This window comes from Streptomyces sp. NPDC026500 (assembly GCF_055567635.1).
The window spans coordinates 364631-389002 of record NZ_JBVHQB010000005.1; the positions used below are offsets into that span (position 1 = coordinate 364631).

Genomic DNA, 24372 nt, shown 5'->3' on the forward strand with positions numbered 1-24372 from the left:
GGGCACGCTCCTGCCGACGGCGGGCCGGCCCGACCGTTCGGACCCGCGCGCGACGGGGGTGTCCCGATGAGCGCGGCACCGCTGAGCGCCGACTACGTCGTCGTCGGAGCGGGCTCGGCCGGGGCGGCGCTCGCCGGGCGGCTGACCGGGAGCGGCACGGCCTCGGTCGTCCTCCTGGAAGCGGGCGGCCGGGACCGGAAGGCGGCCGTGCACATTCCCGCCGCCTTCTCCCAGTTGTTCAGGACCGAGCTCGACTGGGACTACTCGACCGCCCCGCAGCCCGAACTCTCCGGGCGCTCCGTCTACTGGCCCCGGGGCCGGATGCTGGGCGGCTCCTCCTCGATGAACGCCATGATGTGGGTGCGCGGGTTCGCGGCCGACTACGACGAGTGGGGCGACCTCTGCGGCGCCGACTGGTCGTGGAAGGGCCTGCTGCCGTACTTCCGCCGCACGGAGCGGGTCCTCGGGGCCACCGACCCGGACCACGGCCGCGCCGGCCCCATGAGCGTCGAACCGCAGCGCGACCCGAACCCGCACACGGCCGCCTTCCTCGACGCCGTCAGGGAACTCGGCCGGACCGTGGAACCCGCCAACACCGCGACGCCCGACGGGTTCTCGCAGACCATGGTGAGCCAGCGGCGCGGCGCCCGGTGCAGCACCGCCGACGGCTATCTCAAGCCGGCCCGCCGCCGCTCGAACCTGCGGGTCCTCACGGACGCGCAGGCCACCCGTGTGCTCTTCGAGGGCCGCCGCGCGATCGGCGTCGAGTACGTCAGCGGGGGTGTCACGCGCACGGTGCTGGCGCGCCGCGAGGTCGTCCTGAGCGCGGGCGCGGTCAACACGCCCCAGCTGCTCATGCTGTCCGGCATCGGTGACGCCGGCCACCTGCGCGAGCGGGGCATCGAGGTGCTCGTGGACGCCCCGGAGGTCGGCGCGAACCTCACCGACCACCTCATCAGCGGCCTCGCCGTCGACGCCGCCGACGGGACCCTGTTCGCCGCCGAGCGGCCTTCGGAGCTGCTGAAGTACCTCACCCGGCGCCGGGGCATGCTCACGTCGAACATCGGCGAGGCGTACGGATTCGTCCGCAGCCGACCCGACCTCGAACTCCCCGACATCGAGATCATCTTCGCGCCGGTGCCGTTCCTCGGCGAGGGTCTCGTCAAGGCGCCGGAACACGGTCTGACCGTGGGCGCGATCCTGCTGCGGCCCCGAAGCACCGGTTCGGTCACCCTGGCCTCCGCGGACCCGTCGGCCAAGCCGGTCATCGACCCGCGCTATCTGACGGACCCGGGCGGCGCCGACCGCGCGGCCCTGCTGGCCGGGCTCGACGTCTGCGAGGAGATCATCGGCCGGCTCACCGGCCGCGGGCTGTCCTCGGGCCGTTTCCTCATGCCTCCCGGGGCCGAGGACCTGCCACGGGACCGGCGCCACGCGCTCGCCCTGGCCGATCACTCCCACACGCTCTACCACCCTGTGGGGACGGCCAGGATGGGCCGCGACGACGCCTCCGTCGTGGACCCGCAGCTGCGGGTACGAGGGGTGCAGGGGCTGCGGGTGGCGGACGCCTCGATCATGCCGACGATCATCCGGGGGCACACCAACGCCCCGTCAGTCGTCATCGGGGAACGGGCCGCGGATCTGCTCGCGGCGGGCTGAGGCCGCGCCACGACGTCCCGAACCGCGGACGCGGTCCGTGCTCGGGACGTCGTCACGGCGCCCTCCTCAGAACGCGGGGTCGGCCATCACCTGGTCGTGCAGGTCGGCACAGGTGCGGGTGATCAGCCGGGAGACGTACATCTGGGAGACACCCAGTTGCAGACCGATCCGGGCTTGCGTCATCTCGCAGAAGAACCTCATGTACAGGATCTGCCGTTCGCGTTCGGGCAGTGCCCGCAGCAGAGGTCGCAGTGCCTCACGGTCGACGATCCGGTCGTAGCCGGGCTCCGTGTCGCCGAGGGCGTCGGTCAGCGGGTGGCTGTCCGGGGACCTGCCGGGCGCGGCGTCCAACGGCCAGGCGGTGAAGGTCTCCAGGGCCCCTTGGCCGAGCCGCACCTCGGCCTCGGTCAGCCCGGTGTGTGCGGCGATCTCGTGGACCGCGGGTGCCGCTCCGCCCGGTGAGGAACTCAGCTCACGTCCGGCGGAGCGGACCTGGCCACGCAACTCCTTGACGCGCCGCGGCACATGCACGACCCAGAGTTCGTCACGGAAGTGCCGCTTCACCTCGCCGAGGATCGTCGGTATGGCAAAGCCCGGGAAGGCGGTGCCGAGATCCGGGTCGAAGCGGGACACCGCCTTGACCAGGCCCAGTTGGGCGACCTGCTCCAGGTCTTCGAAGGTCTCGCCTCGATGGCGGAAGCGCCGGGCCAGCCTGACGGCCATCGGCATCCATGCGCACACCACCTCCTGGCGCAGCGCGGACCTCTCCGGTCCGTCCGGCAGTGCGGCGATACGACGGAACGCCGCGTCGGTGTCCGGCGCGTCGTCGTAGCGGCGTGCGCTTCGTGGGCTCTGTACGCGTTCGGCCGGCATGGGCACGTGTCTCCCTGATCGGTGGCGTGACTCACCGCGGCGCGGACCGCGGCACACAGTGGAGCAGCGAGAACCGGTCCTGCGGGTATGCCTCCGGGCCGAAGCGCGCCGGACGGCTTCCCGAGCGGCCCGCTGTCGAACGTGCCGTGCGCCTGGTCGATCGCCGCACGATCTGCCGGCGCACAGGCCAACCGCACCTCCCGGAGCGGATCAACGCATCACGGCCGGGGGCCAGGGCCTGTTCGAAAAGCCTACTCTTGGCCGGCGGTCGCGGACAGCGACCCATGTCCGCGGCTTCCAGCCGAATCGGTCGCAGCCGGATGGCCACTTGGCATCTGTCCGGGGAGTGCGGCGAGGGCTAGCGTGCACGGTACGGCCCAGGCCCCCGGCAGCGTCGATCACCGCTCGCGCTCCTTCGAGGGCGCACCTCGCGCGTCAGTGAGGGAACCCGCCCCGTCACCAACGGGCCGCTCCCGCACGCGCCGTCGCCACACGCTCCCGGCGCGGCATCGATGCGTTCCGTGCGGGCGCCCTTCCGCCGCCCGCCGCGTCGCACGTGTTTCACGACAGGCGGTACACATGTACGCGCTGATCGTTCCGGCTTCGACCCCCTTCGTCCTGCTCGCCGCGGTGATGGGCCTGTCCTGGTGGGAGGACCGCATCCTGCCGGGGCCACCGGCCGAACCGGTGAGCGCTCCCGCCGAGGCTGCGGCTGCCCCGGCGGCCCGTCCCGAACTCCCGGAACTCCCCCATGTCGACACCGCGTTGACAAGGCAGGTCGCCCGACGTTGACCGACGGCACCGCGCAGGGCCAGGTCGCTGCGGATCACGCGTCCGTCGCGCGCACCGCCTGGGCGCCAACCCCAGACCAACGGCGGCCTGTTGCCGCACGACCTGCCCCTGCCGCCTCTGGAGGAGTTCACCGTCCCGGTCGACAGGCCCGACCCGACACCCCATGAGCCGACCCGTGTCCTCGCGCCGACACCGCATCCAGCGCCGGGCCGACCGCTTCGGCACCCGGACCGCTGCGACCCCGGTGACGTACTGTCACCGGGGTCATCAGAGGCGCCGCGCAGCATCAGCCGGCCGATCGGCGTCACCCGTGCGGCGGAGCGGTCAGCCGTTCAGTGATTCCTCCGCGTCCCTCCGCGTAGGCCAGTTGTCCCGTCGATCCTCGGCCACCTCCGCACGACTGCCGATCCGCTTGCCGCCGGAGCCGACCCGTTCCCCGCTCAGCGAGAAGGTGGGCGCGACGGCAGGTGCTGGGACGGCCGGTGCCGGGACGGCAGGTGCCGCGGTGGCCGGTGCCGGGGTCGCCGGTGCCGGGATGACAGGTGCCGGGGTGACAGGTTCGGGGATCACCACGTCCGCGGGCGCCGTGGGGCGCATGGTGCTCCGGTGCGCGACCTGTCCGTCCGACTCGCCGTCGGATTCCCTGCCCTGGCGCTCGAAGAAGCGGAGCATCTCCACGGGGAACGGCATCACGAGGGTGCTGTTCTTCTCGGCGGAGACGTCCACCACGGTCTGCAGCAGACGCAGTTGGAGCGCTCCGGGGGTGTCGGCCATGGTCGCGGCGGCGTCGCTCAGCCGCTGGGACGCCTGGAACTCCCCGTCGGCGGCGATGACCCGGGCCCGGCGTTCCCGCTCGGCCTCGGCCTGCTTGGACATCGAGCGCATCATCGACTCCGGAAGGGCGATGTCCTTGATCTCCACGCGTTCGATGCGCAGCCCCCAGGGCTCCTCGGTGGGGGCGTCCATCACCTTCTTGAGTTCCGCGTTGATGTGGTCGCGGTCGGAGAGCAGCGTGTCCAGGTCGGCCCTGCCGATGACGGAGCGGAGCGATGTCTGGGCGATCTGGGAGACGGCGGCGGGGTAGTCGCGCACGTTCACCAGGGCTTTGACGGGGTCGATGACCTTGAAGTAGACGACCGCGTCGACGGTGAGTGTCACGTTGTCGGCGGTGATGGACCCCTGCGGCGGGATACCAAGGACCTCGGTCTGTACGGACACCTTCCGCATCCGGTCACCGATCGGCCTGATGATGCGCAGGCCGGGCCCACGGATGTCCGGCAGCAGCCGCCCGAAGCGGAACACCACGCCCTTCTCGTACTGCTGGACGTTGCGCACGCTGAGGGCGAGCAGGACGAGCCCGGCCACGGCGAACACCGCCAGCACGGTGATCAGAACACCCATGGTTCTCACATTCCTTACGTCGATGACGGCCCCGGACCTGAGCGGTCCGGAAAGCGCACGGCACGGGAGGATCCCCGGCCCGCCGTCCGCGATGCGGCCGGGGTCCCGGTCTGCCGCCGAGGCTCACCCGGCTCTTGAGACCGCGTGTCCGCGGCCCTCACGTCGCCGTCGGCGGAGCCGGAACGGCCGGGATGTGCGGGCGGGCCGCCGGCTCTGGGACTTCGTGGTCCTCTTCGGAGTCCCAGGCCGCCTGAACGGCCCGGTCGGTCTCCGACACCATGCGCAGGCTCGCCGCCTCCACCATCAGCCGACCCGCGTGCGAGGTGCGCAGGCAGCCTGCCCCGGCGGCCATCAGCCAGAGAGCCGAGGTCGGAATCGGAGTCGGAGTCGGAGTCGGAGTCGGCTGAAGATGCCCGCCAACGCGCACCGCGACCTGGACAGCCGGCCGCCGGTACGGGTGGTTCGCCAAGTTCCCGGTGATCCGGCTCGCCGGCGGATCGAACACGTCTGCCGGCGATGAGCCAGAGGAACCAAGGGAAGCGGAAGGTATCGGGCGAGGCAGAGAGGAGGGCGGGCTTTCGGGGATGGACGTGAGGAAAACGGTCCTACTCATGACACGCGCCCGGCTCGGGCCGACCAGTACCGGCCCGATGTGATCAAATCGCCGAAAATGACACGGCCGTGGAAGCCGGTGCACGAAATACCCTCGGTGACACCGAGCGTACTCCGCGGACGGTCCGGACGGACTTCGCGTTCGGGTACCCCGGCCGCCGCAGGTCCGGGCACGAGAGCCCCGGCCGGCTGTGACGACCTGATGGACGGGCAGGTCCCGAAGACTCAGGGACGACCGCTCGCAGCAGACCTTGTCGACGGCGATCCGGGCAACGGGCAAGAGTGTGGCTGGAAGGCGGACGTCACCCTGGATGATCCCCGGACGTCGTAGCCCCGTGCGAGACCAGTGGTGTGCAGGGGGCGATCTCCGGCTGGGAGATGTCGTGGTGCGGAACGCCGGGAATGCCGATGAGCGGCCGCGGAGACCGGCGGCGCCGGGGTCCGGCGTCGGCGGCGCGCAGCGAACCGCCTCAGGGACAGACCTCTGCGCGTGCCGGAAACCGCTTCAGGGAGGGGGTGGGCCAGTGGCGACGTACTCCGGCCGAGGGACGGTCAGGCCATCCGGGTGACAACGGAATTGGCCGGGGCGAGGGCCTCAGGCTTGGGCCCTGACGATCATGAGATCGCGACCGGGCGGGGCGCCCACGGGGCCCCAACTCGCCTGACCAGTCTGGGAAGTTACTGGTCACATCGATTCTGCACGCGTAGCGCGTAGTGGGGCGGGTGGGACTCGAACCCACGGCCGACGGATTATGAGTCCGCTGCTCTAACCGGCTGAGCTACCGCCCCGTTACGGCGCGCCGCGCACATTTGTGCGCGCCGTCTGCCGCAGCATAGCCGCTCATACGATCTCCTGCTTCGGATGGTCGGCTTCGCGCGACCATGAGGACTTCGGCGTGCCCTGGGCGCTTCCTGCGGACATGAAAAAGGACCCCGAGGGGCCCTCTTTCGTTGCTCTCCCGACTGGACTCGAACCAGTAACCTGCCGGTTAACAGCCGGCTGCTCTGCCAATTGAGCTACAGGAGATCGAGCTCCCCCGACTGGACTCGAACCAGTAACCTGCCGGTTAACAGCCGGCTGCTCTGCCAATTGAGCTACGGAGGATTGATCTTTGCATCGAACGTACCTACCTGGGTATTCGCCAGGAAGCGTGCGCCCGCTGCGACACATACATTAGCGCAAGCAGGGGGGTGCTCCGCCAATCGGTTCCCTCCGCACCGATGCCGACGCAAGGGAAGGGTGGCCGTCATGCGCTACCGGCTCACGTTCGTCGCCGGACTGGCCCTGGGTTACGTGCTCGGCACGCGGGCCGGGCGCGAGCGCTACGAACAGCTGAAGAAGTCCATGCGCCAGGTCGCGCAGAACCCCGCCGTGCGCAACACCGCGGAGACCGCCGCCCACCAGGGCCGCGAGATCGCGGGCAAGGCGCTGCACACCGTGAGCGAGAAGGTGGGCGACCGTGTCCCCGACTCGGTCACGGACCGGGTGCGCTCCCTGCGGGAGCGGAACGCGGGCGGCACCGGCGAGGACGACTGGGGCACCAGCAATACCTAGCGATCGAGACGACCGGGGCACCAGTAATACCTAGGGATCGTTGGTCGCGCCGGGTCCTGTGTGCCGGCCCGGCGCCGCCGGCCCCCGTCGTACGGCAGAATTTCCGCCATGGGGATAGTCGCCGGGCTGGACAGTGCGCCCGATTTCACTCGTATCGTCGTCTGCGACACGGACACGGGTGCCGTGCTGAGGCAGGGTTATGCGCCACATCCGGTCGACAGCGGCGAGGGTGGCGGCCGTCCTTCCGACGTGGATCCGCAGGCCTGGCTGCTGTCCCTGGGCGAGGCCGCGGGAGGCGGACTGCTCGAAGGCGTTCAGGCCATCGGTGTGTCCGCCCAGCAGAACGGGCTCGTCCCGCTGGACGCCCAGGGCAACACCGTGCGCCCCGCGATGGTCGGCGGTGACAAGCGGGCGCAGGTCGCGGCGGCCGATCTGATCGACGCGCTCGGCGGGCGCGAGGCATGGGCGCAGGCGGTGGGCAGCGTCCCGCAGGCCGCGCAGCCGGTGACCAAGCTGCGCTGGCTGAACAAGACCGAGCCCGAGGCCGCGAGACGCACCAGCATGCTGCTGCAGGCCCACGACTGGCTCGTGTGGCAGCTCCTCGGACGCCCCGTGCGCAGGACCACGGACCGGGGCGGTGCCTCGGGGACCGGGTACTGGTCGGCGGCGACCGGGGCGTACCGGCCCGACCTCGTCGAACTGGCGCTCGGCCACCAGGCCGGGCTGCCGGACGTCCTCGGCCCCTCCGAGGCCGCGGGAACCACGCCCGAGGGGCTGCTGATCTCCGCCGGGACCGGCGAGACCATGGCGGCGGCGTTCGGGCTCGGCATCGGGCTCGGTGACGCGGTGGTGTCGCTGGGCGCCTCCGGCTCCGTGATGGCCGTCCACACCGAGGCGCTGGTGGACTCCACCGGCATGATCACCTCCCTGGCGGACGCGACCGGCATGCATCTTCCGGTCGTCACCACGCTCAACGCCGTACGGGCCCTGCGCGGGGCCGCCGAGCTCCTCGGCGTGTCCGACCTTGAGGGACTGTCCGACCTGGCGATGAAGTCGACGCCGGGCTCCCACGGACTCGTCCTGCTGCCGTACCTGGAGGGCGAACGCACCCCGAACCTGCCGCACACGGCGGGGACGCTGGCCGGTCTGCGGCGGGAGTCGATGCGGCCCGAGCACATGGCGCGGGCGGCCTTCGAGGGCATGCTGTGCGGGCTCGCGGACGCGCTCGACGTGCTGCGCGGCCGGGGTGTCGACGTACGCCGGATATTCCTGCTCGGCCAGGCCGCCGAGCTGCCCGCCGTCCAGGCCGTGGCACCCGCGCTGTTCGGCGCCCAGGTCGTCGTGCCGCAGCCCGCGGACTACGCGGCGCTCGGCGCGGCCCGGCAGGCGGCCTGGGCCCTCGGTGCCTCGCAGGGCACCCTCGACCCGCGGACCCCGCCCGCCTGGCAGGGTCCGGTCGCCCAGGTGCTGGAGCCGGGTGACGAACTCGCCGTGGGGCAGGCCGTACGACAGCAGTACGTCTCCGTACGCGAACAGACGCATCCGGGGGCGTTCCGGTCGTAACCCCTCCGCGGGCGTACGTCCAAAGGCGGAGGCGGGCTCCTTTTTTGGACCGCACTTGGGTTAATCGGTTGAGGTAACGCAGGTGGAGTGTCAGACGATAGGGGGTGGTGCACCATCCACCGCCTGCCGGTCACCCCGCCATCGACGATTCCGAGAGACCCCGCGTGCTCATACGACTCCTGCGGACCCACCTCAGTCCGTACAAGAAACCCATCGCCCTGCTGGTGCTGCTGCAGTTCCTGCAGACCTGCGCCACGCTGTACCTGCCCACCCTCAACGCGCACATCATCGACAACGGTGTCGTGAAGGGTGACACGGGTTACATCCTGTCCTTCGGTGCCCTGATGATCGGCATCTCGCTGACCCAGGTCGTCTGCAACATCGGGGCCGTCTACTACGGCGCCCGTACGGCGTCCGCGGTCGGCCGGGACATCCGGGGCGCCGTCTTCGACCGCGTCCAGTCCTTCTCGGCACGTGAGATGGGCCACTTCGGCGCGCCGTCGCTGATCACCCGCACCACCAATGACGTCCAGCAGGTGCAGATGCTCGCCCTGATGACGTTCACCCTGCTGGTGTCGGCACCGATCATGTGTGTGGGCGGCATCATCCTGGCCCTCGGCCTGGACGTGCCGCTGTCCGCGGTGCTCGTCGCCGTGGTGCCGACCCTCGGCATCTGCGTGACGCTCATCGTGCGCCGGCTGCGCCCGCTGTTCCGCACCATGCAGGTGCGCCTGGACACCGTGAACCGGGTGCTGCGCGAGCAGATCACCGGCAACCGCGTGATCCGCGCGTTCGTGCGCGACGGCTACGAGAAGGAGCGCTTCAAGGGCGCCAACACCGACCTCACCGAGACGTCGCTGGCCACCGGCCGGATGCTGGCCCTGATGTTCCCGATCGTCATGACGGTGGTGAACCTGTCGTCCATCGCGGTCGTCTGGTTCGGCGCCCACCGCATCGCCAGCGGCGGCATGCAGATCGGCGATCTGACCGCGTTCCTGGCCTACCTGATGCAGATCGTGATGTCCGTGATGATGGCGACCTTCATGTTCATGATGGTGCCGCGCGCGGAGGTCTGTGCCGAGCGCATCCAGGAGGTCCTGTCCACCGAGAGCAGCGTGGTCCCGCCCCTCGCGCCCGTCCTGGAGCTGCGCCGGCACGGCCACCTGGAGATCCGCGAGGCCGGGTTCCGCTACCCGGGCGCCGAGGAGCCGGTCCTGAAGTCCGTCGACCTGGTCGCGCGCCCCGGTGAGGTGACCGCGGTCATCGGGTCGACCGGCAGCGGGAAGTCGACACTGCTCGGCATGATCCCCCGCCTGTTCGACGCCACCGACGGCCAGGTGCTCGTCGACGGCGTGGACGTGGCGACCATCGAGCCGAAGCTGCTGGCCAGGACGGTCGGACTGGTTCCGCAGAAGCCGTACCTGTTCGCGGGGACCGTCGCCACGAACCTGCGGTACGGCAACCCGGACGCGACCGACGAGGAGCTGTGGCACGCGCTGGAGGTGGCGCAGGCCAAGGGCTTCGTCGAACAGCTGGAGAACGGTCTCGACTCGCCGATCGCGCAGGGCGGGACGAACGTGTCCGGCGGTCAGCGTCAGCGCCTGGCCATCGCGCGCACCCTCGTGCAGCGCCCCGAGATCTACCTCTTCGACGACTCCTTCTCGGCCCTCGACTACGCGACCGACGCGGCGCTGCGCGCGGCCCTCACCGCGGAGACCGCGGAGGCGACCGTGGTGATCGTCGCCCAGCGGGTGTCGACCATCAGGGAGGCCGACCGGATCGTGGTCCTCGACGAGGGCCGGGTCGTCGGCAGCGGACGGCATCACGAACTGATGGCGGACAACGAGACCTATCGGGAGATCGTGCTCTCCCAGCTGACGGAAGCGGAGGCCGCCTGATGGCCGGGCCTATGGGGCGCATGATGGCCGGGACCGGCCCTGACCAGCGCTCGATGGATTTCAAGGTGTCGGGCAGACGGCTCCTCACCCATTTCAAGCCCGAGCGCGCCACGCTGTACGTGATGCTGGTCACCGTCGTACTGAGCGTGGGGCTCTCGGTGGTCGGCCCGAAGATCCTCGGCAGGGCCACCGACCTGGTCTTCGCGGGGATCGTCGGGCGCCAGATGCCGGCCGGGGCCACCAAGGCCCAGGCCCTCGACTCGCTGCGCGCGCACGGCAAGGGCGGCGTCGCCGACATGCTCTCGGGGACCGACTTCACCCCCGGCAAGGGCATCGACTTCAACGCCGTCGGGAACGTCCTGCTGCTCGCGCTCTGCACGTTCCTGCTGGCCGGCCTGCTGATGGCGGTGGCGACGCGGCTGGTGAACCGGTCCGTCAACAGGACCGTCTACCGCATGCGCGAGGACCTGCAGGCGAAGCTGTCGCGGCTGCCGCTGTCGTACTTCGACAAGCGCCAGCGCGGTGAGGTCCTCAGCCGCGCGACGAACGACATGGACAACATCCAGCAGACCCTCCAGCAGTCGATGGGCCAGCTCGTCAACTCGCTGCTGACCATCGTGGGTGTGCTCGCGATGATGTTCTGGGTGTCGCCGCTGCTCGCGGTCGTCGCGCTGGTCACGGTGCCGCTGTCGTTCGTCGTGGCCACCCGGGTGGGCAAGCGCTCGCAGCCGCACTTCGTGCAGCAGTGGCGCACCACCGGCAAGCTCAACGCCCACATCGAGGAGATGTACACCGGCCACAATCTGGTGAAGGTGTTCGGGCGGGCGGACGAGTCGGCGGCGCTGTTCGCCGAGCAGAACGACAAGCTGTACGAGGCCGGGTTCAAGGCGCAGTTCAACAGCGGTGTCATGCAGCCGCTGATGATGTTCGTGTCGAACCTGAACTACGTGCTGGTGGCGGTGGTCGGCGGTCTGCGGGTGGCCTCGGGCTCGCTGTCGATCGGTGACGTGCAGGCCTTCATCCAGTACTCCCGCCAGTTCTCGATGCCGCTGACGCAGGTCGCGTCGATGGCGAACCTGGTGCAGTCGGGTGTCGCGTCGGCGGAGCGGGTCTTCGAGGTCCTCGACGCGGACGAGCAGGACGCGGACCCGAAGGTGTCGGCCCGTCCCGAGGAGCTGCGCGGCCGCGTGGCGCTGGAGAACGTCTCCTTCCGCTACGACCCCGAGAAGCCGCTCATCGAGGACCTCTCGCTGAAGGTGGAGCCGGGCCAGACGGTGGCCATCGTCGGCCCGACCGGCGCCGGCAAGACGACGCTGGTGAACCTGCTCATGCGGTTCTACGACGTCACGGGCGGCCGGATCACCCTCGACGGGGTCGACGTGGCCTCCATGTCGCGGGACGAGCTGAGGTCCGGGATAGGGATGGTGCTCCAGGACACCTGGCTGTTCGGGGGCACGATCGCCGACAACATCGCGTACGGGGCCTCGCGGGACGTCACCCGCGGGGAGATCGAGGAGGCGGCGCGCGCGGCGCACGCCGACCGGTTCATCCGCACGCTGCCCGAGGGCTACGACACGGTGATCGACGACGAGGGATCGGGGGTCAGCGCGGGCGAGAAGCAGCTGATCACGATCGCGCGTGCGTTCCTTTCGGATCCGGTGATCCTGGTGCTCGACGAGGCGACCAGCTCCGTCGACACCCGGACCGAGGTGCTGATCCAGAAGGCGATGGCCAAGCTGGCGCACGGCCGGACGTCCTTCGTGATCGCCCACCGTCTGTCGACGATCCGGGACGCGGACACCATCCTCGTGATGGAGGACGGGTCGATCGTGGAACAGGGTGCCCACGCGGAGCTGCTGGAGTCCGGCGGGGCCTACGCCCGCCTGTACCAGGCCCAGTTCGCGCAGGCGGTCGCCGAGGTCGACTAGCGGTTACCGTCTCGAACGCCGGAGGGGCTGAGACCTACGGTCCCTCCGGCGTGCGGGCGCCTCAGTCCAAGTACCCCCGCAGCTGGTCCGCGAAGGCGTGGTCCCTCAGCTTGTTCAGGGTCTTGGACTCGATCTGGCGGATGCGCTCGCGCGTGACGCCGAAGATGCGGCCGATCTCCTCCAGGGTGCGCGGACGCCCGTCCGCCAGTCCGTACCGGAGCTGGACGACCTTGCGCTCCCGCTCGCCGAGCGTGGACAGCACCGCCTCCAGATGCTGCCTGAGCAGCAGGAACGCCGCGGACTCCACCGGAGACGTCGCGTCGCCGTCCTCGATGAGGTCCCCGAGGGCCACGTCGTCCTCCTCGCCCACGGGGGCGTGCAGGGACACCGGCTCCTGGGCCAGCCGCAGGACTTCGCTCACCCGCTCGCCGGTCAGGTCGAGATGGGCGGCGACCTCTTCGGGACTGGGCTCGTAGCCGCGCTCCTGGAGCATCCGCCGCTGGACGCGGACCACCCGGTTGATCAGCTCGACCACGTGCACCGGGACGCGAATGGTGCGCGCCTGGTCGGCGAGCGCGCGCGACATGGCCTGCCGGATCCACCAGGTGGCGTACGTGGAGAACTTGTACCCGCGGGCGTAGTCGAACTTCTCGACGGCCCTGATCAGGCCGAGGTTGCCCTCCTGGACCAGGTCGAGCATGGTCAGGCCGCGGCCCACGTACCGCTTGGCCACGGAGACGACGAGCCGCAGGTTCGCCTCGATGAGCCGGCGCTTGGCCATCCGGCCCATGACGACGATCTTGTCCAGGTCCAGGGCGAGCTGGCTGTCCAGGTCGGGGGCGAGCCGGAGCTTCTCCTCGGCGAAGAGTCCGGCCTCGACGCGGCGGGCGAGGTCGACCTCCTCGGCCGCCGTGAGCAGCGGAATCCGGCCGATCTCCCGCAGGTACTGGCGGAACAGGTCGGACGAGGGTCCACCGGTGTCGGCGGCTCGGGCTCGGGCCGGCTCCACGGGTTCGGGAGCCTCGGCCTCGGTCTCCACCTCCACCTCCGCCCCGGGAGCCTCTCCGGGAGCCTCGGGGCTCTCCGGCTCGGCCTCGGGGTGGTGCGCGGCACGGCGCTGCGGGGGGACCGCCGCGACGACGTCGGCATCCGCGTCCGTGTCGATGGTGTTGTCGGTCTGGGCGAGGGTCTGGGTCTGCACGGGGGCGACCTCCAGGAATGTCGCTGCTGAGGCGTGCGGCAGCGGTACGTCGGGGATGGGGTCGACGGCCTCGCCGCTGTCCATCCCGTAGTCGTTTGGCGGAACCGCGGGGATCGCGAACCCGTCGCGTGCGGGTCGGCCGCGCTCCGAGGACTCAGGCACCGGAACCCAGTGTGGAGTACGACACATCGCTGCCACGAGGGGCGTGCGGTGACTTTTTGCGTCCGGTCCGTGACCGCCTGGTTACTGTCCTGCACGAGTGCGCAGCTCAGCGAAGACGAAACCTGAAGAAGCGCGTACGGGATTGGCATGTGCGCCGAGCACTCCGAGCGCCCGCCCTGCCCCAGCGGTCCCGCCGGTTCGCCCGCGGAACATCCCCGGAACGCCGCCGTCCGGCCTCAGAGGGCTTCGGCGCCCCGCTCGCGGAGCGCCTGCCCGTACTGCTGGAGCACCCACAACTCGTTCTGTACGGCGGCCAGCTGGGCCGGGTCGCCGCCCGCGCTGATGCGGGACAGGGAGCCCTGGACGTCCCGGATGCGGCGGTCGACGGCGCGGCGGCGGACCATGACGAGCTGATCGCCCGCGTAGGTCTCGTCGACGGTCTTGCGCATGATCGCCTCGACGGCCAGCTCGGTGACCATCGCGCGCACCACGTCGTCCGGGGCGGCGTCGCGGACCCGGATCAGATACTCCTGCGGGTCCTGGATGCCGTACTCGGCGCCGCCCGCGTCCATGACCGCCTGCCGCACCGCCGCGTAGGGCGGGGCGGTGAACTCGTCCAGGCCGTACGCGTCGAACGCCGGGGCGACCAACTCCGGTCGCTGGAGGGCGAGTTTGAGCAGTTCGCGCTCGGTGGCGAAGACGGGGTTGCGCAAGGTCAGGGCCGGGCCGCCGCCGGTGGGTGCCTGGGTGACGGCGTAGGTCTGCTGGGGGCGGCCGCCGGCCGGCGCGGGTCCCATGCCACCGCGGTCGCGGGCCCAACGGGCCAGCTGGGACACCCTCTTGACGACGAACTGGGTGTCGAGGATGCCGAGCATGCCGGCCAGCTGCACGGCGACCTCGTGCTGTGCGCCGCTGTTCTTGATGCGGGCGACGATCGGGGCGGCCTCGTCGAGGGCGGCCGCGCGCCCCGCCGGGGTCTCCAGGTCGTAGCGCAGGACGATCTGGCGCAGCGCGAACTCGAAGAGCGGCGTGCGGGGTTCGACCAGGTCGGCGACGGCCGCGTCGCCCTTGGCGAGCCGCAGCTCACAGGGGTCCATGCCGTCGGGCGCGATGGCGATGTAGGTCTCGGCGGCGAACTTCTGGTCGTCCTCGAAGGCGCGCAGGGCTGCCTTCTGGCCGGCCGCGTCGCCGTCGAAGGTGAAGATCACCCGGGCCGAGCCGTTGTCCATCAGCAGCCGGCGGAGGATCTTGATGTGGTCGCCGCCGAACGCCGTGCCGCAGGTCGCGATGGCCGTGGTGATGCCGGCCAGGTGGCAGGCCATGACGTCGGTGTAGCCCTCCACGACGACCGCCCGGCTGCTCTTGGCGATGTCCTTCTTGGCGAGGTCGATGCCGTACAGGACCTGGGACTTCCGGTAGATCGCGGTGTCGGGCGTGTTCAGGTACTTCGGTCCGTTGTCGGACTCGTACAGCTTGCGGGCGCCGAAGCCGACGACCTCGCCGCCGATGTCGCGGATCGGCCACATGAGGCGGCCGCGGAAGCGGTCGATGGGGCCGCGGCGGCCCTCCTGGGAGAGGCCGGAGAGGACCAGCTCCTTGTCGGTGAAGCCCTTGCCACGCAGATGGCGGGTGAGGTGGTCCCAGCCCTGAGGGCTGTAGCCGACACCGAAGTGGGCGGCGGCGGCCTGGTCGAAGCCCCGCTCGGCGAGGAACGTGCGGCCCGTGTCGGCCTCGGGGCTGGTGTCGAGCTGGTCGATGTAGAACTTGGCGGCCGCGTTGTGCGCCTCGACCAGACGGATGCGCTCGCCGCGCTGGTGGGCGGGGTTGTACCCGCCCTCCTCGTAGCGCAGCGTGATACCGGCCTGGGCGGCGAGGCGCTCGACCGACTCGGAGAAGGTGAGGTGGTCGACCTTCATCACGAACGTGATGGTGTCGCCGCCTTCCTGGCAGCCGAAGCAGTGGAAGAGTCCCTTGCTGGGGCTGACCTGGAAGGACGGTGACTTCTCGTCGTGGAAGGGGCAGAGACCCTTGAGGTTTCCGCCGCCCGCGTTGCGCAGCTGGAGGTACTCGGACACCACGGCGTCGATCGGGACCGCGTCCCGAACAGCCTTCACGTCCTCGTCATTGATCCTGCCTGCCACGTGGTGATTCTACGGGGCCGCACCGACACTCCCGGGGCAGGTGATCGACCACCGGCCGGGGTCCGGGGGCGCGCCCCGGAAATCCCCGGCACGGGGCCGGTGCGCGAGCCGGGCGACGCGTCGGTCACGGGACCAGGCTCTCCAGCGGAACGTGCGGGTCGGCGAGCGCGTCGGTGTCAACCCGGGCCCGGGAGCGGATGAGCTGCTGGATCGGCTCCGTGACGTCCCACACGTTCACGTTCATCCCGGCCAGCAGTCTCCCCTCCTTCACCCAGAAGGCGATGAACTCCCGCTTGCCCGCGTCACCGCGGATCACCACCTGGTCGTACGTCCCCGGGGGCGCCCAGCCCGAGTACTCAAGACCCACGTCGTACTGGTCGGAGAAGAAGTAGGGCACGCGGTCGTACGCCGTCCCGCGGCCCAGCATCGAGCGGGCGGCGGCCGGTCCGCCGTTGAGGGCGTTGGCCCAGTGCTCGACGCGCAGCCGGGTGTCGAAGAGGCTGTGGTGGAAGGAGGCGACGTCACCGGCGGCGTACACATCGGGGTCGGAGGTGCGCAGCTGGTCGTCGACCGCGATGCCGCCACCGTGCGCGCGCTCGGCCATCGTCAGGCCGGCGGCCTCGGCGAGACCGGTGCGCGGGGCGGCGCCGATGGCCGCGAGGACGTCGTGCGCGGGGTGCTCCTCGCCGTCGTCGGTGCGGGCGGCCAGCACCATGCCGTCCTGGCCGACGATCTCGGTGAGCTGGGCCCCGAAGTGGAAGCGGACGCCGTGCTCGCGGTGCAGTTCGGCGAAGAGCTGGCCGAGCTCGGGGCCCAGCACGTTGTGCAGGGGGGTCGCCGCGGGTTCGACGACGGTGACCTCGGCGCCGTACTCGCGGGCCGCGGCGGCGACCTCCAGGCCGATCCAGCCGGCGCCGGCGATGACGAGGTGTCCGTTGTCCCGGCCCAGCGCGGCGAGGACGCCCTTGAGACGCTCGGCGTGGGCGAGGCGGCGCAGGTGGTGGACGCCGGCGAGATCGGTGCCCGGGATGTCGAGACGGCGCGGCTCGGCACCGGTCACGATGAGCAGCTTGTCGTAGTGGACGAGGGTGCCGTCGTCGCCGAAGCGGACGGTCTTGGCCGTGCGGTCGATCGCGTCGACGGTCTGGCCGAGGTGCAGCTCGATGTCGTTCTGCGCGTACCAGGCGGGTTCGTGCACGAAGACGCTGTCGCGCTCTTCCTTGCCGAGGAGGTAGCCCTTGGACAGCGGGGGGCGTTCGTAGGGGTGGTCGCGCTCGTCGCAGATCAGTATCACGCGGCCGGTGAAGCCCTCCGCTCGGAGCGTCTCGGCCGCCTTGGCGCCTGCCAGGCCTCCTCCGACGATGACGAATGTCTGATCCGCGTCGACCACTTGATGCCTCCTCGTAAGGATGTCGCCATATGCGAGCGTCCCGCACGGAGCGTGATGCGGGAAGGGGGAGTGGCCCGATCAGGCCACGCAGGGTCACACTTGTCCGCTCCCATGGGAACGCGTGGTGAGCCTGAGGTGCAGGGAACGCGCCGAGGCATCCGTGAGGGATGCGATCTGGTCGACGATCACGCGCTTGCGGGCGCGGTCGTCGGCCGCGTGGTCGAACAGTGCCCGGAACTGCGGATCCAGTATCCCGGGCGCGCGGGCGGTGAGCGCCTCGGCGAGTTCGGCGACGACGATCCGCTGGTCGGCGCGGAGCCGCTCCTGTTCGGCGCGCTGCATCACGTAGCGGTCGGCGACCGCCTTGAGGACGGCGCACTCGAGCCGGGCGGCTCGCGGGACGACCAGTTCCGCCGCGTACCGGGTGAGACGTCCACTGCCGTACCGGGCGCGGGTGGCGCCCTCCGCGGCCAGGCAGAAACGGCCGATGAGCTGGCTGGTGGCGTCCTTCAGCCGGGCCTGCGCGACGGCCGATCCGTCGTACCCGTGCGGCCACCACTCCTGGCCGAGGAGCCGGTCGAGGGCCTCGGACAGCTCGGCCGGATCGGTGTCGTCGGGCACGTACCGCCCGATGGCGACGGCGAAGATCTCCTGGCGTTCCGGGCCGGAGTGCAGGCTGGCGGTGTCGATGTGGCCGGCGTGCAGGCCGTCCTCGACGTCGTGCACCGAGTAGGCCACGTCGTCGGACCAGTCCATCACCTGGGCCTCGAAGCACGTCCGCGAACCGGGGGCGCCCTTGCGGATCCAGTCGAAGACCGGCCGGTCGTCCTCGTAGACCCCGAATTTCGGCGACTTCGGGTCGGTGGGACGCGCGCCTCTCGGCCAGGGGTACTTGGTGGCGGCGTCGAGGGCGGCGCGGGTGAGGTTGAGGCCGACGCTGACGAGGTCGTCGTCCGACGCGGCGGAGGCCGAGGTCACAATGTCGCTGCGCACGAAGCGCTTGGGCTCGATCCGGGTGAGCAGGCGCAGCGACTGGGCGTTGCCCTCGAATCCGCCGCAGTCCTCCGCGAATTCGTTGAGCGCCTGTTCGCCGTTGTGTCCGAAGGGCGGGTGGCCCAGGTCGTGCGAGAGGCAGGCCGCCTCGACCAGGTCCGGGTCGCAGCCGAGGGCGGCACCCAGCTCGCGGCCCACCTGGGCGCACTCCAGGGAGTGGGTCAGCCGCGTCCGCGGACTGGCGTCCCACACCTGGATGGGCGCGCCGCCCGATCCGGCGGGACCGAGCACCTGGGGAAGGGTGCCGGGGGTGACGACCTGGGTCTTGCCCGCGAGGCGGCGCAGGGCCGCGGAGTGCAGCACGCGCGCGCGGTCGCGCTGGAAGGCGGTGCGGCCGGGGCGTTTGTCGGGCTCGACGGCCCAGCGCTCGACGGCCGACACGTCGTACTCGTGGGGAGCCGTGTCGTTCTCGTACGTCTGCGGTGTCTGTGATGTCTGCGGTGCGGTGTCTGCGGTCTTCGGTGCCATGCCTTCCATGCACCGACAGTAGACGCAGGCGGTGACAATCGGGACGCGGTCGCCGACCGCGCGGTGTCAGGCGTGGGAGAAGCGTCGGGTTCAGGCCGGGACCAGGGTGCGCTCCGGGGCGGACTCCGGGGCCGCCACGGCCTGGTCGTAGCGGTGCAGGACCAGGCGGGCCATCGCCGGGTGGTCGCCGAGCGGTTCGGCGCAGATCCAGGGGGCGGCCTCGGCGCTCTGTGTGGCGAAGCGGCCGGGAGCGGTGAAGTACGAGGCGATGGCGACCCGGTGGCGGCCCCGGGCGGCGAGGGAGCGCACGGCGGCGGGGACGGTGGGCGCGGCCGCGGAGGCGTACGCCGGGACGACCGGGACGCCGAGGCGTTCGGCGAGCAGCTGGGCGGTGCGGCGGGTGTCGGCGGCCGAGTCCGGGGCACGGGACCCGGCGGACGCGAGGACGACGGCGCTCGCGCGACGGGCCGGGTCGCTCATCCTGGTACGCCATCCGGCCTCGACGAGGCGGGCGTAGAGGGTTTCCACGAGCAGCGGGTGCGGGCCGAGCGGGGCGGCGACACGGGCGTGCAGACCGGGGACCGCCGCGGCGGTTTCGGGGATGTCGCGCCGGACGTGGTAGCCGCGGCCGAGCAGCAGCGGTACGAGGACGGCGTCCTCCTTGCCGGCCAGGGAGGCGAGTGTGTCGCGGAGCAGGGGCTCGTTCAGCTCGATGTGGCCGAGGCGCACGGACAGGTGCGGGCGCAGCTCGCGGACGCGTTCGATCAGGGTCCGTACGGTGGCGAGCGCGCGCGGGTCACGGCTGCCGTGGGCGGCCAGGACCAGCGCGGGCGGTGCCGGCCGGCGGGTGCCGTCGAGCGAGACGAGACTGAGCTGGCTGCCGAGCTGGCTGGTGATCCGGTTCATGAGTTGCGCCGTACTGTCGAGGGGGCCTTCGAGGTGGGCGCCGCGGGGCGGCGGGCCGCCGAGGCGGTGGGAGGACGCGTCGCGAGCGGGGTTCGAGGCCGTCATGGGTCGATCCTGGCGGTAGGAGGTTGCCGGGCCGTTGCGTGGGTATGTCGGGTGTTTTCCAGTGGTTCACCGAGCGGCGGCGGCACGGTGTGAGGGGTTTCCACCTGCGGCTCTCTCCTTCCGGGTGACCGGAGTCGGCGCATCCGGGCGAACCGAACGGCCTTACGATGCGTCCTCATATGACGAACGGGAACGCGGAATCCGGCGTGGGAGCCGCACCGACGACCGCACCGGAAACCGAACGAGAACCGAGCCGAGAACCGAAGCGGATTCGGCCGCGGAGGCCGAACACGGCCGACGCGAGCACCGCCGCACGTGACCGCCGGCCCGCGCGCCGCCGCGCGTGACGACACCTGGGGGACATCGATCATGCCGCGCCTGCCGCGCCCGAAGCGCCCGAGCTTCCGCAGACCACGTCTGCTCCGCCTGCCACCGCTGCCGCGTACGCGCAGGGGGCAACGGCGGGCCGTGCAGGCGCTGATGGTCCTGTGCGTGCTGGCGCTGCTCCCGGTGACCTGGCTGTACGTGTCGACGGGCGACCGGCTGCGGACGACGGCGGACGCCCCGCGCACCGAGGTCGCGATCGTCTTCGGCGCGGGTCTGTGGGACGGCGAGCCGTCCCCGTATCTCGCCCACCGCCTGGACGCCGCCGCGAGGCTGTACCGGGCCGGCCGGATCGAGGTCGTCCTCGTCACCGGCGACAACAGCCGCAAGGACTACGACGAGCCCGACGCGATGCGTTCGTACCTCACCGCGCACGGGGTTCCCGACCGGCGGATCGTCAGCGACTACGCCGGCTTCGACACCTGGGACTCCTGCGTCCGCGCCCGCAAGATCTTCGGTGTCCACGAGGCCGTCCTGATCAGTCAGGGCTTCCACATCCGCCGTGCTCTCGCCCTGTGCCGGGCGGCGGGCGTCCGCTCGTACGGCATCGGCGTCGACGCCAGGCACGACGCCACCTGGTACTACGGCGGCACCCGTGAGATCTTCGCGGCCGGCAAGGCCGCGCTGGACGTGGTGTTCGAGCCGGATCCGCATTTCCTGGGCCCGAAGGAGCACGGGGTGACCCGGGCACTGGCGGCGGCCCACTAGGGCCTGTCTGACCATTCGCGTCGGATCAGGCCGCGGCGTCTGGTGCCGTGCATCGCAAGGCGGAGGGTCGCCCTCGTACTGGGCGTACTTGGGCGTGCCCGACAACGCGGCGTGGGGGTCCCCCCTGCTCGAAGAGCTTGGGGGAGTGCGGTGCCAGGCGTCGCGGGCCCGGCGGGAATGGTCGGACAGGCCCTAGCGGCTCCGTACCGAGCGGCGTGCCGGACGCGGTGCCGGTCAGTGCCCGCTCGGGTCCTCCGGCCCGGGCTGCTCAACGGACCTGGGGGCCCGGGTCGAGCCGGAGCCGGGGCCGGACTGCCTGCCCGGCTCGGGGTCGGCGGCACAGGAGCTGAGCCCGATGCCCAGGGCGGCGCCGACGGCCGCCCCGCTGAGCGCGAGGACACGTCGTCTGGTCAAGTCGCGGTCGGTCATGGCCGGACCCTAGGGGCGGGGACGCCCACGGCACCGGGGGCGCACGGGACGGCCACCCGCACGGATGCACCCGGACACGTCGGGCACGCCCGGCCCACCGGAACACCCGCGCGCGCCACGGCGATCGAGCGCGACCGCCCACCGCCCGCACCCCGGCCCGCTCGGCCGGCCCGTCCCCGGCCCGCCGGAGCGGCCTCGCGCGCCGCGCCGGGCACGCGCGGGCACGCTCTCCCGGGCACGCCTCAGCCGGGCCGGGGCGCCGGAGCGTCTCCCCCGTGGCCGTGCCAGTCCCCGTTCTCGATCAGCTTGCCGTCGGCCCGCAGGCGGGCCGCCACCGCGGGTGCGGCGACGTACACCCAGGCCCGTACGACCGTGGTGCCGTCCGCTCGCACGGCGTCACGCGCGACCCGCTCGTAGAGGTTGCGCGGATCGCCCGGCGTGTACTCCTCCAACTCGTCGAGCGCCGCGAGGAGTCGCTCGTACGCCTCGGGTCGCGCGGTCACGAGTTCACCGCTCACCACGCCACCGGGTTCTTCCACGGCGTACGGGTATCCGGGCCCCGCGTACAGCGCGAGCCCGCGCATCCGCCCCGGCTCCTCGGACCGGGTCCGGCCGCGCAGGAACAGGTCGTGATTGTGCTCGCCGGGACGCAGGGTGCCGTACACGAAGAAGGGCAGCTCCGCTTCGCCGAGGAGGTCCAGAGGACTCAAGGGGCCGTTTCCTCCTCCAGCCAGCGCAGGTAGTCCGGGCTTCCCGCGACGACCGGGGTCGCGATGATCTCGGGGGTGTCGTAGTCGTGGGCGTCCAGGAGATACGCCTCCAGCGCCGGGTAGCGCGCCGCGGTCGTCTTGAACTGGATCTGCCACTCGGAGGCGGTCTCCACGGCGCCCTCCCAGCGGTAGACGGAGGTGACCGGCCCCGAGATCTGCGCACAGGCCGCGACGCGCGCCGTCACCGCGCCACGGGCCAGCGCCGCGGCCTTCTCCGCCGCATCCGTCGTGGTCAGGACGGCCAGACAGGCGGGCGATTCCATGAGCGCCTCCATTCGTGAGGGTACGGAAACGATTCTCGCCGCATCCCGCACGCACCCGGCAGGCCCTATGGACATGACATGTCATGCACCTTTAAATCTGAGTCAGCTTTCGGCGCCTCCCCCACGCTCACCTCCCTCACGCACCCCTCCCCCCACGCGCCCTCCCCAAGGCACCTTTCCAAGGAGACCGATGAGTCGAATACGGCACATCCGAGGTTCCTCTCTCGCCACCGCCGGCGCGGCCGTGACCGCGGCCACCCTGCTGGCCGCCGCGCTCGCCCCCAGCGCGAACGCCGACAGCCGGCCGACCCGGGCCACCGCGATCGAGAACGCGGTCTCGGCGCTGGCGGCCCACGCCACGCATCTGGGCCTCACTTCCGCGCAGCACGCCTCCGTCCGGGATGTCGTCGTCGACAAGGACGGCACCCAGCACGTGCGCTACGACCGGACGTACCGTGAACTCCCCGTACTGGGCGGCGACTTCGTCGTCCACCTGGCCCCGGACGGTGCGTACCGCGGCGCCGACCGCGCGACGAAGAAGGCCATTTCGCTGGCCGATGTCACCCCCGAGCTGTCCGGCGCGAAGGCGGCCGGTCTGGCGGTGAACGCGCTGCGCGCCGCCAACCCGGGCACGTCGCTGAGGAACGTGACGGCGAAGCCGCGGCTGATCGTCGACGCCCTGCACGGGGCTCCGAGGCTCGCCTGGCGCACCGACGCGGTGGCCCAGGACACGCTCGGCAACCCGGTCGCCCGCACGGTCCTGACCGACGCCCGCACCGGCGCGCGGATCGACGCGTGGGACAGCGTCGAGACGGCGACGGGCGACGGCAACGCGCTCTACAGCGGCACGGTTCCGCTGGAGACGACGCCGGCCGGATCGACGTACCAGCTGAAGGACCCGACACGCGGGAACACGTACACGGGCGACGCGGCGAACAAGACGGACCTGTGCATCTTCGGGATCTGCATCAGCCGGGCGCCCGCGACACTCTTCACCGACGCGGACAACCACTGGGGCACGGGCGCGACTTCGGACCGCTCGTCCGCAGCGGTGGACGCGCAGTACGGCACCAACGAGACCTGGGACTACTACAAGAACGTCCACGGCAGGAACGGCATCGCGGGCGACGGCAAGGGGTCGTACAACCGCGTGCACTACGGCAACAACTACAACAACGCCTTCTGGGACGACAGTTGCTTCTGCATGACGTACGGGGACGGTGACGGCTCGACGTTCGGGCCGCTGGTCGCGCTGGACGTCGCCGGGCACGAGATGTCGCACGGCGTGACCTCCAAGACGGCCGCGCTGACGTACTCGGGCGAGTCCGGCGGCCTGAACGAGGCCACGTCCGACATCTTCGGCACCATGGTGGAGTGGTACGCGAACAACGCCTCGGACCCCGGTGACTACCTGATCGGCGAGAAGATCGTCCGCCCCGGGTTCGGAAAGCCCGCCCTCCGCTTCATGGACAAGCCCTCCAAGGACGGCAACTCGGCCGACTGCTGGAGCAGTTCGGTCGGCAACCTCGACGTCCACTACTCCTCCGGCGTCGCCAACCACTTCGCCTACCTGCTCTCGGAGGGCAGCGGGGCGAAGACCGTGAACGGCGTCGCCTACGACTCCCCGACCTGCAACGGCGCCTCGGTCACCGGCATCGGCCACGACAAGGTCGGAAAGATCTGGTACCGCGCGCTGACGGTCTACATGACCTCGTCGACGAACTACGCGGGCGCGCGCACCGCCACGCTGAACGCGGCCAAGGATCTGTACGGAGCGGGCAGTACCGAGTACAACGCCGTGGCGGCGGCCTGGTCGGCGGTCTCCGTGGGCTGACGGGCACCGGACGCCTTCCGGCCCGCGGGCGGTCGCTGAGCGCCGCCCGGCCCAAAGGCTCGGCAGTCCCAGACGCCCTCGGGTCTCGGATACTCTCCGGTCCAGGAGGCCGCGCGGTCGGATGCTGTCCGGGCTCGGACGCTCTCCGGACTCGGGTGCTCTCCGGACTCGGGTGCTCTCCGGACTCGGGTGCTCTCCGGGACCGAATGCTCTCCGGTCGCCGTGGGCAGGCGCCGTCAGGTTCGCCTGCCCACGGCTTGTCCGGAGCATGTCCGCC

19 protein-coding genes and 3 tRNA genes are annotated in these 24372 nt (G+C 71.2%); 8 read left to right on the forward strand and 14 right to left on the reverse strand.

Features of this window, described 5'->3' with window-relative positions; all coding sequences use genetic code 11:
- The first annotated feature begins 66 nt into the window (after window positions 1-66).
- Window positions 67-1659: a GMC family oxidoreductase gene (locus ACZ4N5_RS12240; RefSeq protein ID WP_467757006.1), complete on the forward strand. Its 1593-nt coding sequence runs from the start codon at window positions 67-69 to the stop codon at window positions 1657-1659.
- A 66-nt stretch (window positions 1660-1725) separates the two neighbouring features.
- Here ACZ4N5_RS12240 and ACZ4N5_RS12245 read toward each other — a convergent pair whose 3' ends face one another.
- Entirely contained in the window at window positions 1726-2532 is an 807-nt protein-coding gene (locus tag ACZ4N5_RS12245) for a SigB/SigF/SigG family RNA polymerase sigma factor (RefSeq protein WP_467757007.1), read from the reverse strand.
- 579 nt (window positions 2533-3111) lie between these two features.
- Here ACZ4N5_RS12245 and ACZ4N5_RS12250 point away from each other — a divergent pair.
- Complete coding sequence (locus tag ACZ4N5_RS12250; RefSeq protein ID WP_467757008.1) at window positions 3112-3324, forward strand: hypothetical protein; 213 nt, start codon at window positions 3112-3114, stop codon at window positions 3322-3324.
- A gap of 324 nt (window positions 3325-3648) precedes the next feature.
- Here ACZ4N5_RS12250 and ACZ4N5_RS12255 read toward each other — a convergent pair whose 3' ends face one another.
- The 5 genes from ACZ4N5_RS12255 to ACZ4N5_RS12275 all read right to left on the reverse strand — a co-directional run bounded on the left by ACZ4N5_RS12255 (window position 3649) and on the right by ACZ4N5_RS12275 (window position 6442).
- A complete protein-coding gene (locus ACZ4N5_RS12255; RefSeq protein WP_467757009.1) occupies window positions 3649-4725 on the reverse strand; it encodes a slipin family protein in 1077 nt (358 codons plus the stop codon).
- Between the two features lie 157 nt (window positions 4726-4882).
- On the reverse strand, window positions 4883-5077 hold the full coding sequence (locus ACZ4N5_RS12260) for a hypothetical protein (RefSeq protein ID WP_467757010.1): 195 nt from the start codon (window positions 5075-5077) through the stop codon (window positions 4883-4885).
- Window positions 5078-6052: 975 nt separating this feature from the next.
- A tRNA-Ile gene (locus ACZ4N5_RS12265) sits at window positions 6053-6126 on the reverse strand.
- A gap of 165 nt (window positions 6127-6291) precedes the next feature.
- Window positions 6292-6364, reverse strand: a tRNA-Asn gene (locus tag ACZ4N5_RS12270).
- Window positions 6365-6369: 5 nt separating this feature from the next.
- A tRNA-Asn gene (locus ACZ4N5_RS12275) sits at window positions 6370-6442 on the reverse strand.
- 144 nt (window positions 6443-6586) lie between these two features.
- Here ACZ4N5_RS12275 and ACZ4N5_RS12280 point away from each other — a divergent pair.
- From ACZ4N5_RS12280 to ACZ4N5_RS12295, 4 genes are all read left to right on the forward strand, one after another.
- The gene (locus tag ACZ4N5_RS12280) at window positions 6587-6892 is read left to right on the forward strand and encodes a YtxH domain-containing protein (RefSeq protein ID WP_328555695.1); all 306 of its coding nucleotides are present in this window, start codon (window positions 6587-6589) and stop codon (window positions 6890-6892) included.
- Window positions 6893-7000: 108 nt separating this feature from the next.
- Window positions 7001-8455, forward strand: coding sequence for an FGGY family carbohydrate kinase (locus ACZ4N5_RS12285; protein ID WP_467757011.1), 1455 nt, complete (start codon window positions 7001-7003; stop codon window positions 8453-8455).
- 164 nt (window positions 8456-8619) lie between these two features.
- Window positions 8620-10353 carry an ABC transporter ATP-binding protein gene (locus ACZ4N5_RS12290; RefSeq protein ID WP_467757012.1) on the forward strand — a complete coding sequence of 578 codons (1734 nt, stop codon included), beginning with the start codon at window positions 8620-8622 and terminating at the stop codon, window positions 10351-10353.
- Window positions 10353-12281 carry an ABC transporter ATP-binding protein gene (locus ACZ4N5_RS12295; protein WP_467757013.1) on the forward strand — a complete coding sequence of 643 codons (1929 nt, stop codon included), beginning with the start codon at window positions 10353-10355 and terminating at the stop codon, window positions 12279-12281. The genes ACZ4N5_RS12290 and ACZ4N5_RS12295 overlap by 1 nt, the downstream gene beginning before the upstream one ends.
- Before the next feature lie 61 nt (window positions 12282-12342).
- Here the strand turns inward: ACZ4N5_RS12295 and ACZ4N5_RS12300 are convergent, their stop codons facing one another.
- The 5 genes from ACZ4N5_RS12300 to ACZ4N5_RS12320 form a co-directional block, all read right to left on the reverse strand.
- Window positions 12343-13644: an RNA polymerase sigma factor gene (locus ACZ4N5_RS12300; protein WP_467757014.1), complete on the reverse strand. Its 1302-nt coding sequence runs from the start codon at window positions 13642-13644 to the stop codon at window positions 12343-12345.
- A gap of 236 nt (window positions 13645-13880) precedes the next feature.
- Window positions 13881-15785, reverse strand: a complete 1905-nt coding sequence (dnaG, locus tag ACZ4N5_RS12305; RefSeq protein ID WP_467757015.1) for a DNA primase — start codon at window positions 15783-15785, stop codon at window positions 13881-13883.
- Window positions 15786-15909: 124 nt separating this feature from the next.
- On the reverse strand, window positions 15910-17175 hold the full coding sequence (locus ACZ4N5_RS12310; RefSeq protein ID WP_467757016.1) for an NAD(P)/FAD-dependent oxidoreductase: 1266 nt from the start codon (window positions 17173-17175) through the stop codon (window positions 15910-15912).
- 93 nt (window positions 17176-17268) lie between these two features.
- On the reverse strand, window positions 17269-18705 hold the full coding sequence (locus ACZ4N5_RS12315; RefSeq protein WP_467757017.1) for a deoxyguanosinetriphosphate triphosphohydrolase: 1437 nt from the start codon (window positions 18703-18705) through the stop codon (window positions 17269-17271).
- A gap of 81 nt (window positions 18706-18786) precedes the next feature.
- Window positions 18787-19707, reverse strand: coding sequence for a sirohydrochlorin chelatase (locus ACZ4N5_RS12320; RefSeq protein ID WP_467757018.1), 921 nt, complete (start codon window positions 19705-19707; stop codon window positions 18787-18789).
- 369 nt (window positions 19708-20076) lie between these two features.
- On the opposite strand from ACZ4N5_RS12320, the gene ACZ4N5_RS12325 reads away from it, so the two are divergent.
- Complete coding sequence (locus ACZ4N5_RS12325; RefSeq protein ID WP_467757019.1) at window positions 20077-20799, forward strand: SanA/YdcF family protein; 723 nt, start codon at window positions 20077-20079, stop codon at window positions 20797-20799.
- Window positions 20800-21033: 234 nt separating this feature from the next.
- Here the strand turns inward: ACZ4N5_RS12325 and ACZ4N5_RS12330 are convergent, their stop codons facing one another.
- The 3 genes from ACZ4N5_RS12330 to cutA form a co-directional block, all read right to left on the reverse strand.
- Window positions 21034-21228, reverse strand: a complete 195-nt coding sequence (locus ACZ4N5_RS12330; RefSeq protein WP_467757020.1) for a twin-arginine translocation signal domain-containing protein — start codon at window positions 21226-21228, stop codon at window positions 21034-21036.
- Between the two features lie 242 nt (window positions 21229-21470).
- On the reverse strand, window positions 21471-21938 hold the full coding sequence (locus tag ACZ4N5_RS12335; RefSeq protein ID WP_467757021.1) for a gamma-glutamylcyclotransferase family protein: 468 nt from the start codon (window positions 21936-21938) through the stop codon (window positions 21471-21473).
- The gene (gene cutA / locus ACZ4N5_RS12340; RefSeq protein WP_389078972.1) at window positions 21935-22261 is read right to left on the reverse strand and encodes a divalent-cation tolerance protein CutA; all 327 of its coding nucleotides are present in this window, start codon (window positions 22259-22261) and stop codon (window positions 21935-21937) included. The genes ACZ4N5_RS12335 and cutA overlap by 4 nt, the downstream gene beginning before the upstream one ends.
- A gap of 190 nt (window positions 22262-22451) precedes the next feature.
- Between cutA and ACZ4N5_RS12345 the strand changes: the two genes are divergently transcribed.
- The gene (locus ACZ4N5_RS12345; protein WP_467757022.1) at window positions 22452-24095 is read left to right on the forward strand and encodes a M4 family metallopeptidase; all 1644 of its coding nucleotides are present in this window, start codon (window positions 22452-22454) and stop codon (window positions 24093-24095) included.
- The last annotated feature ends 277 nt before the right edge of the window (window positions 24096-24372 follow it).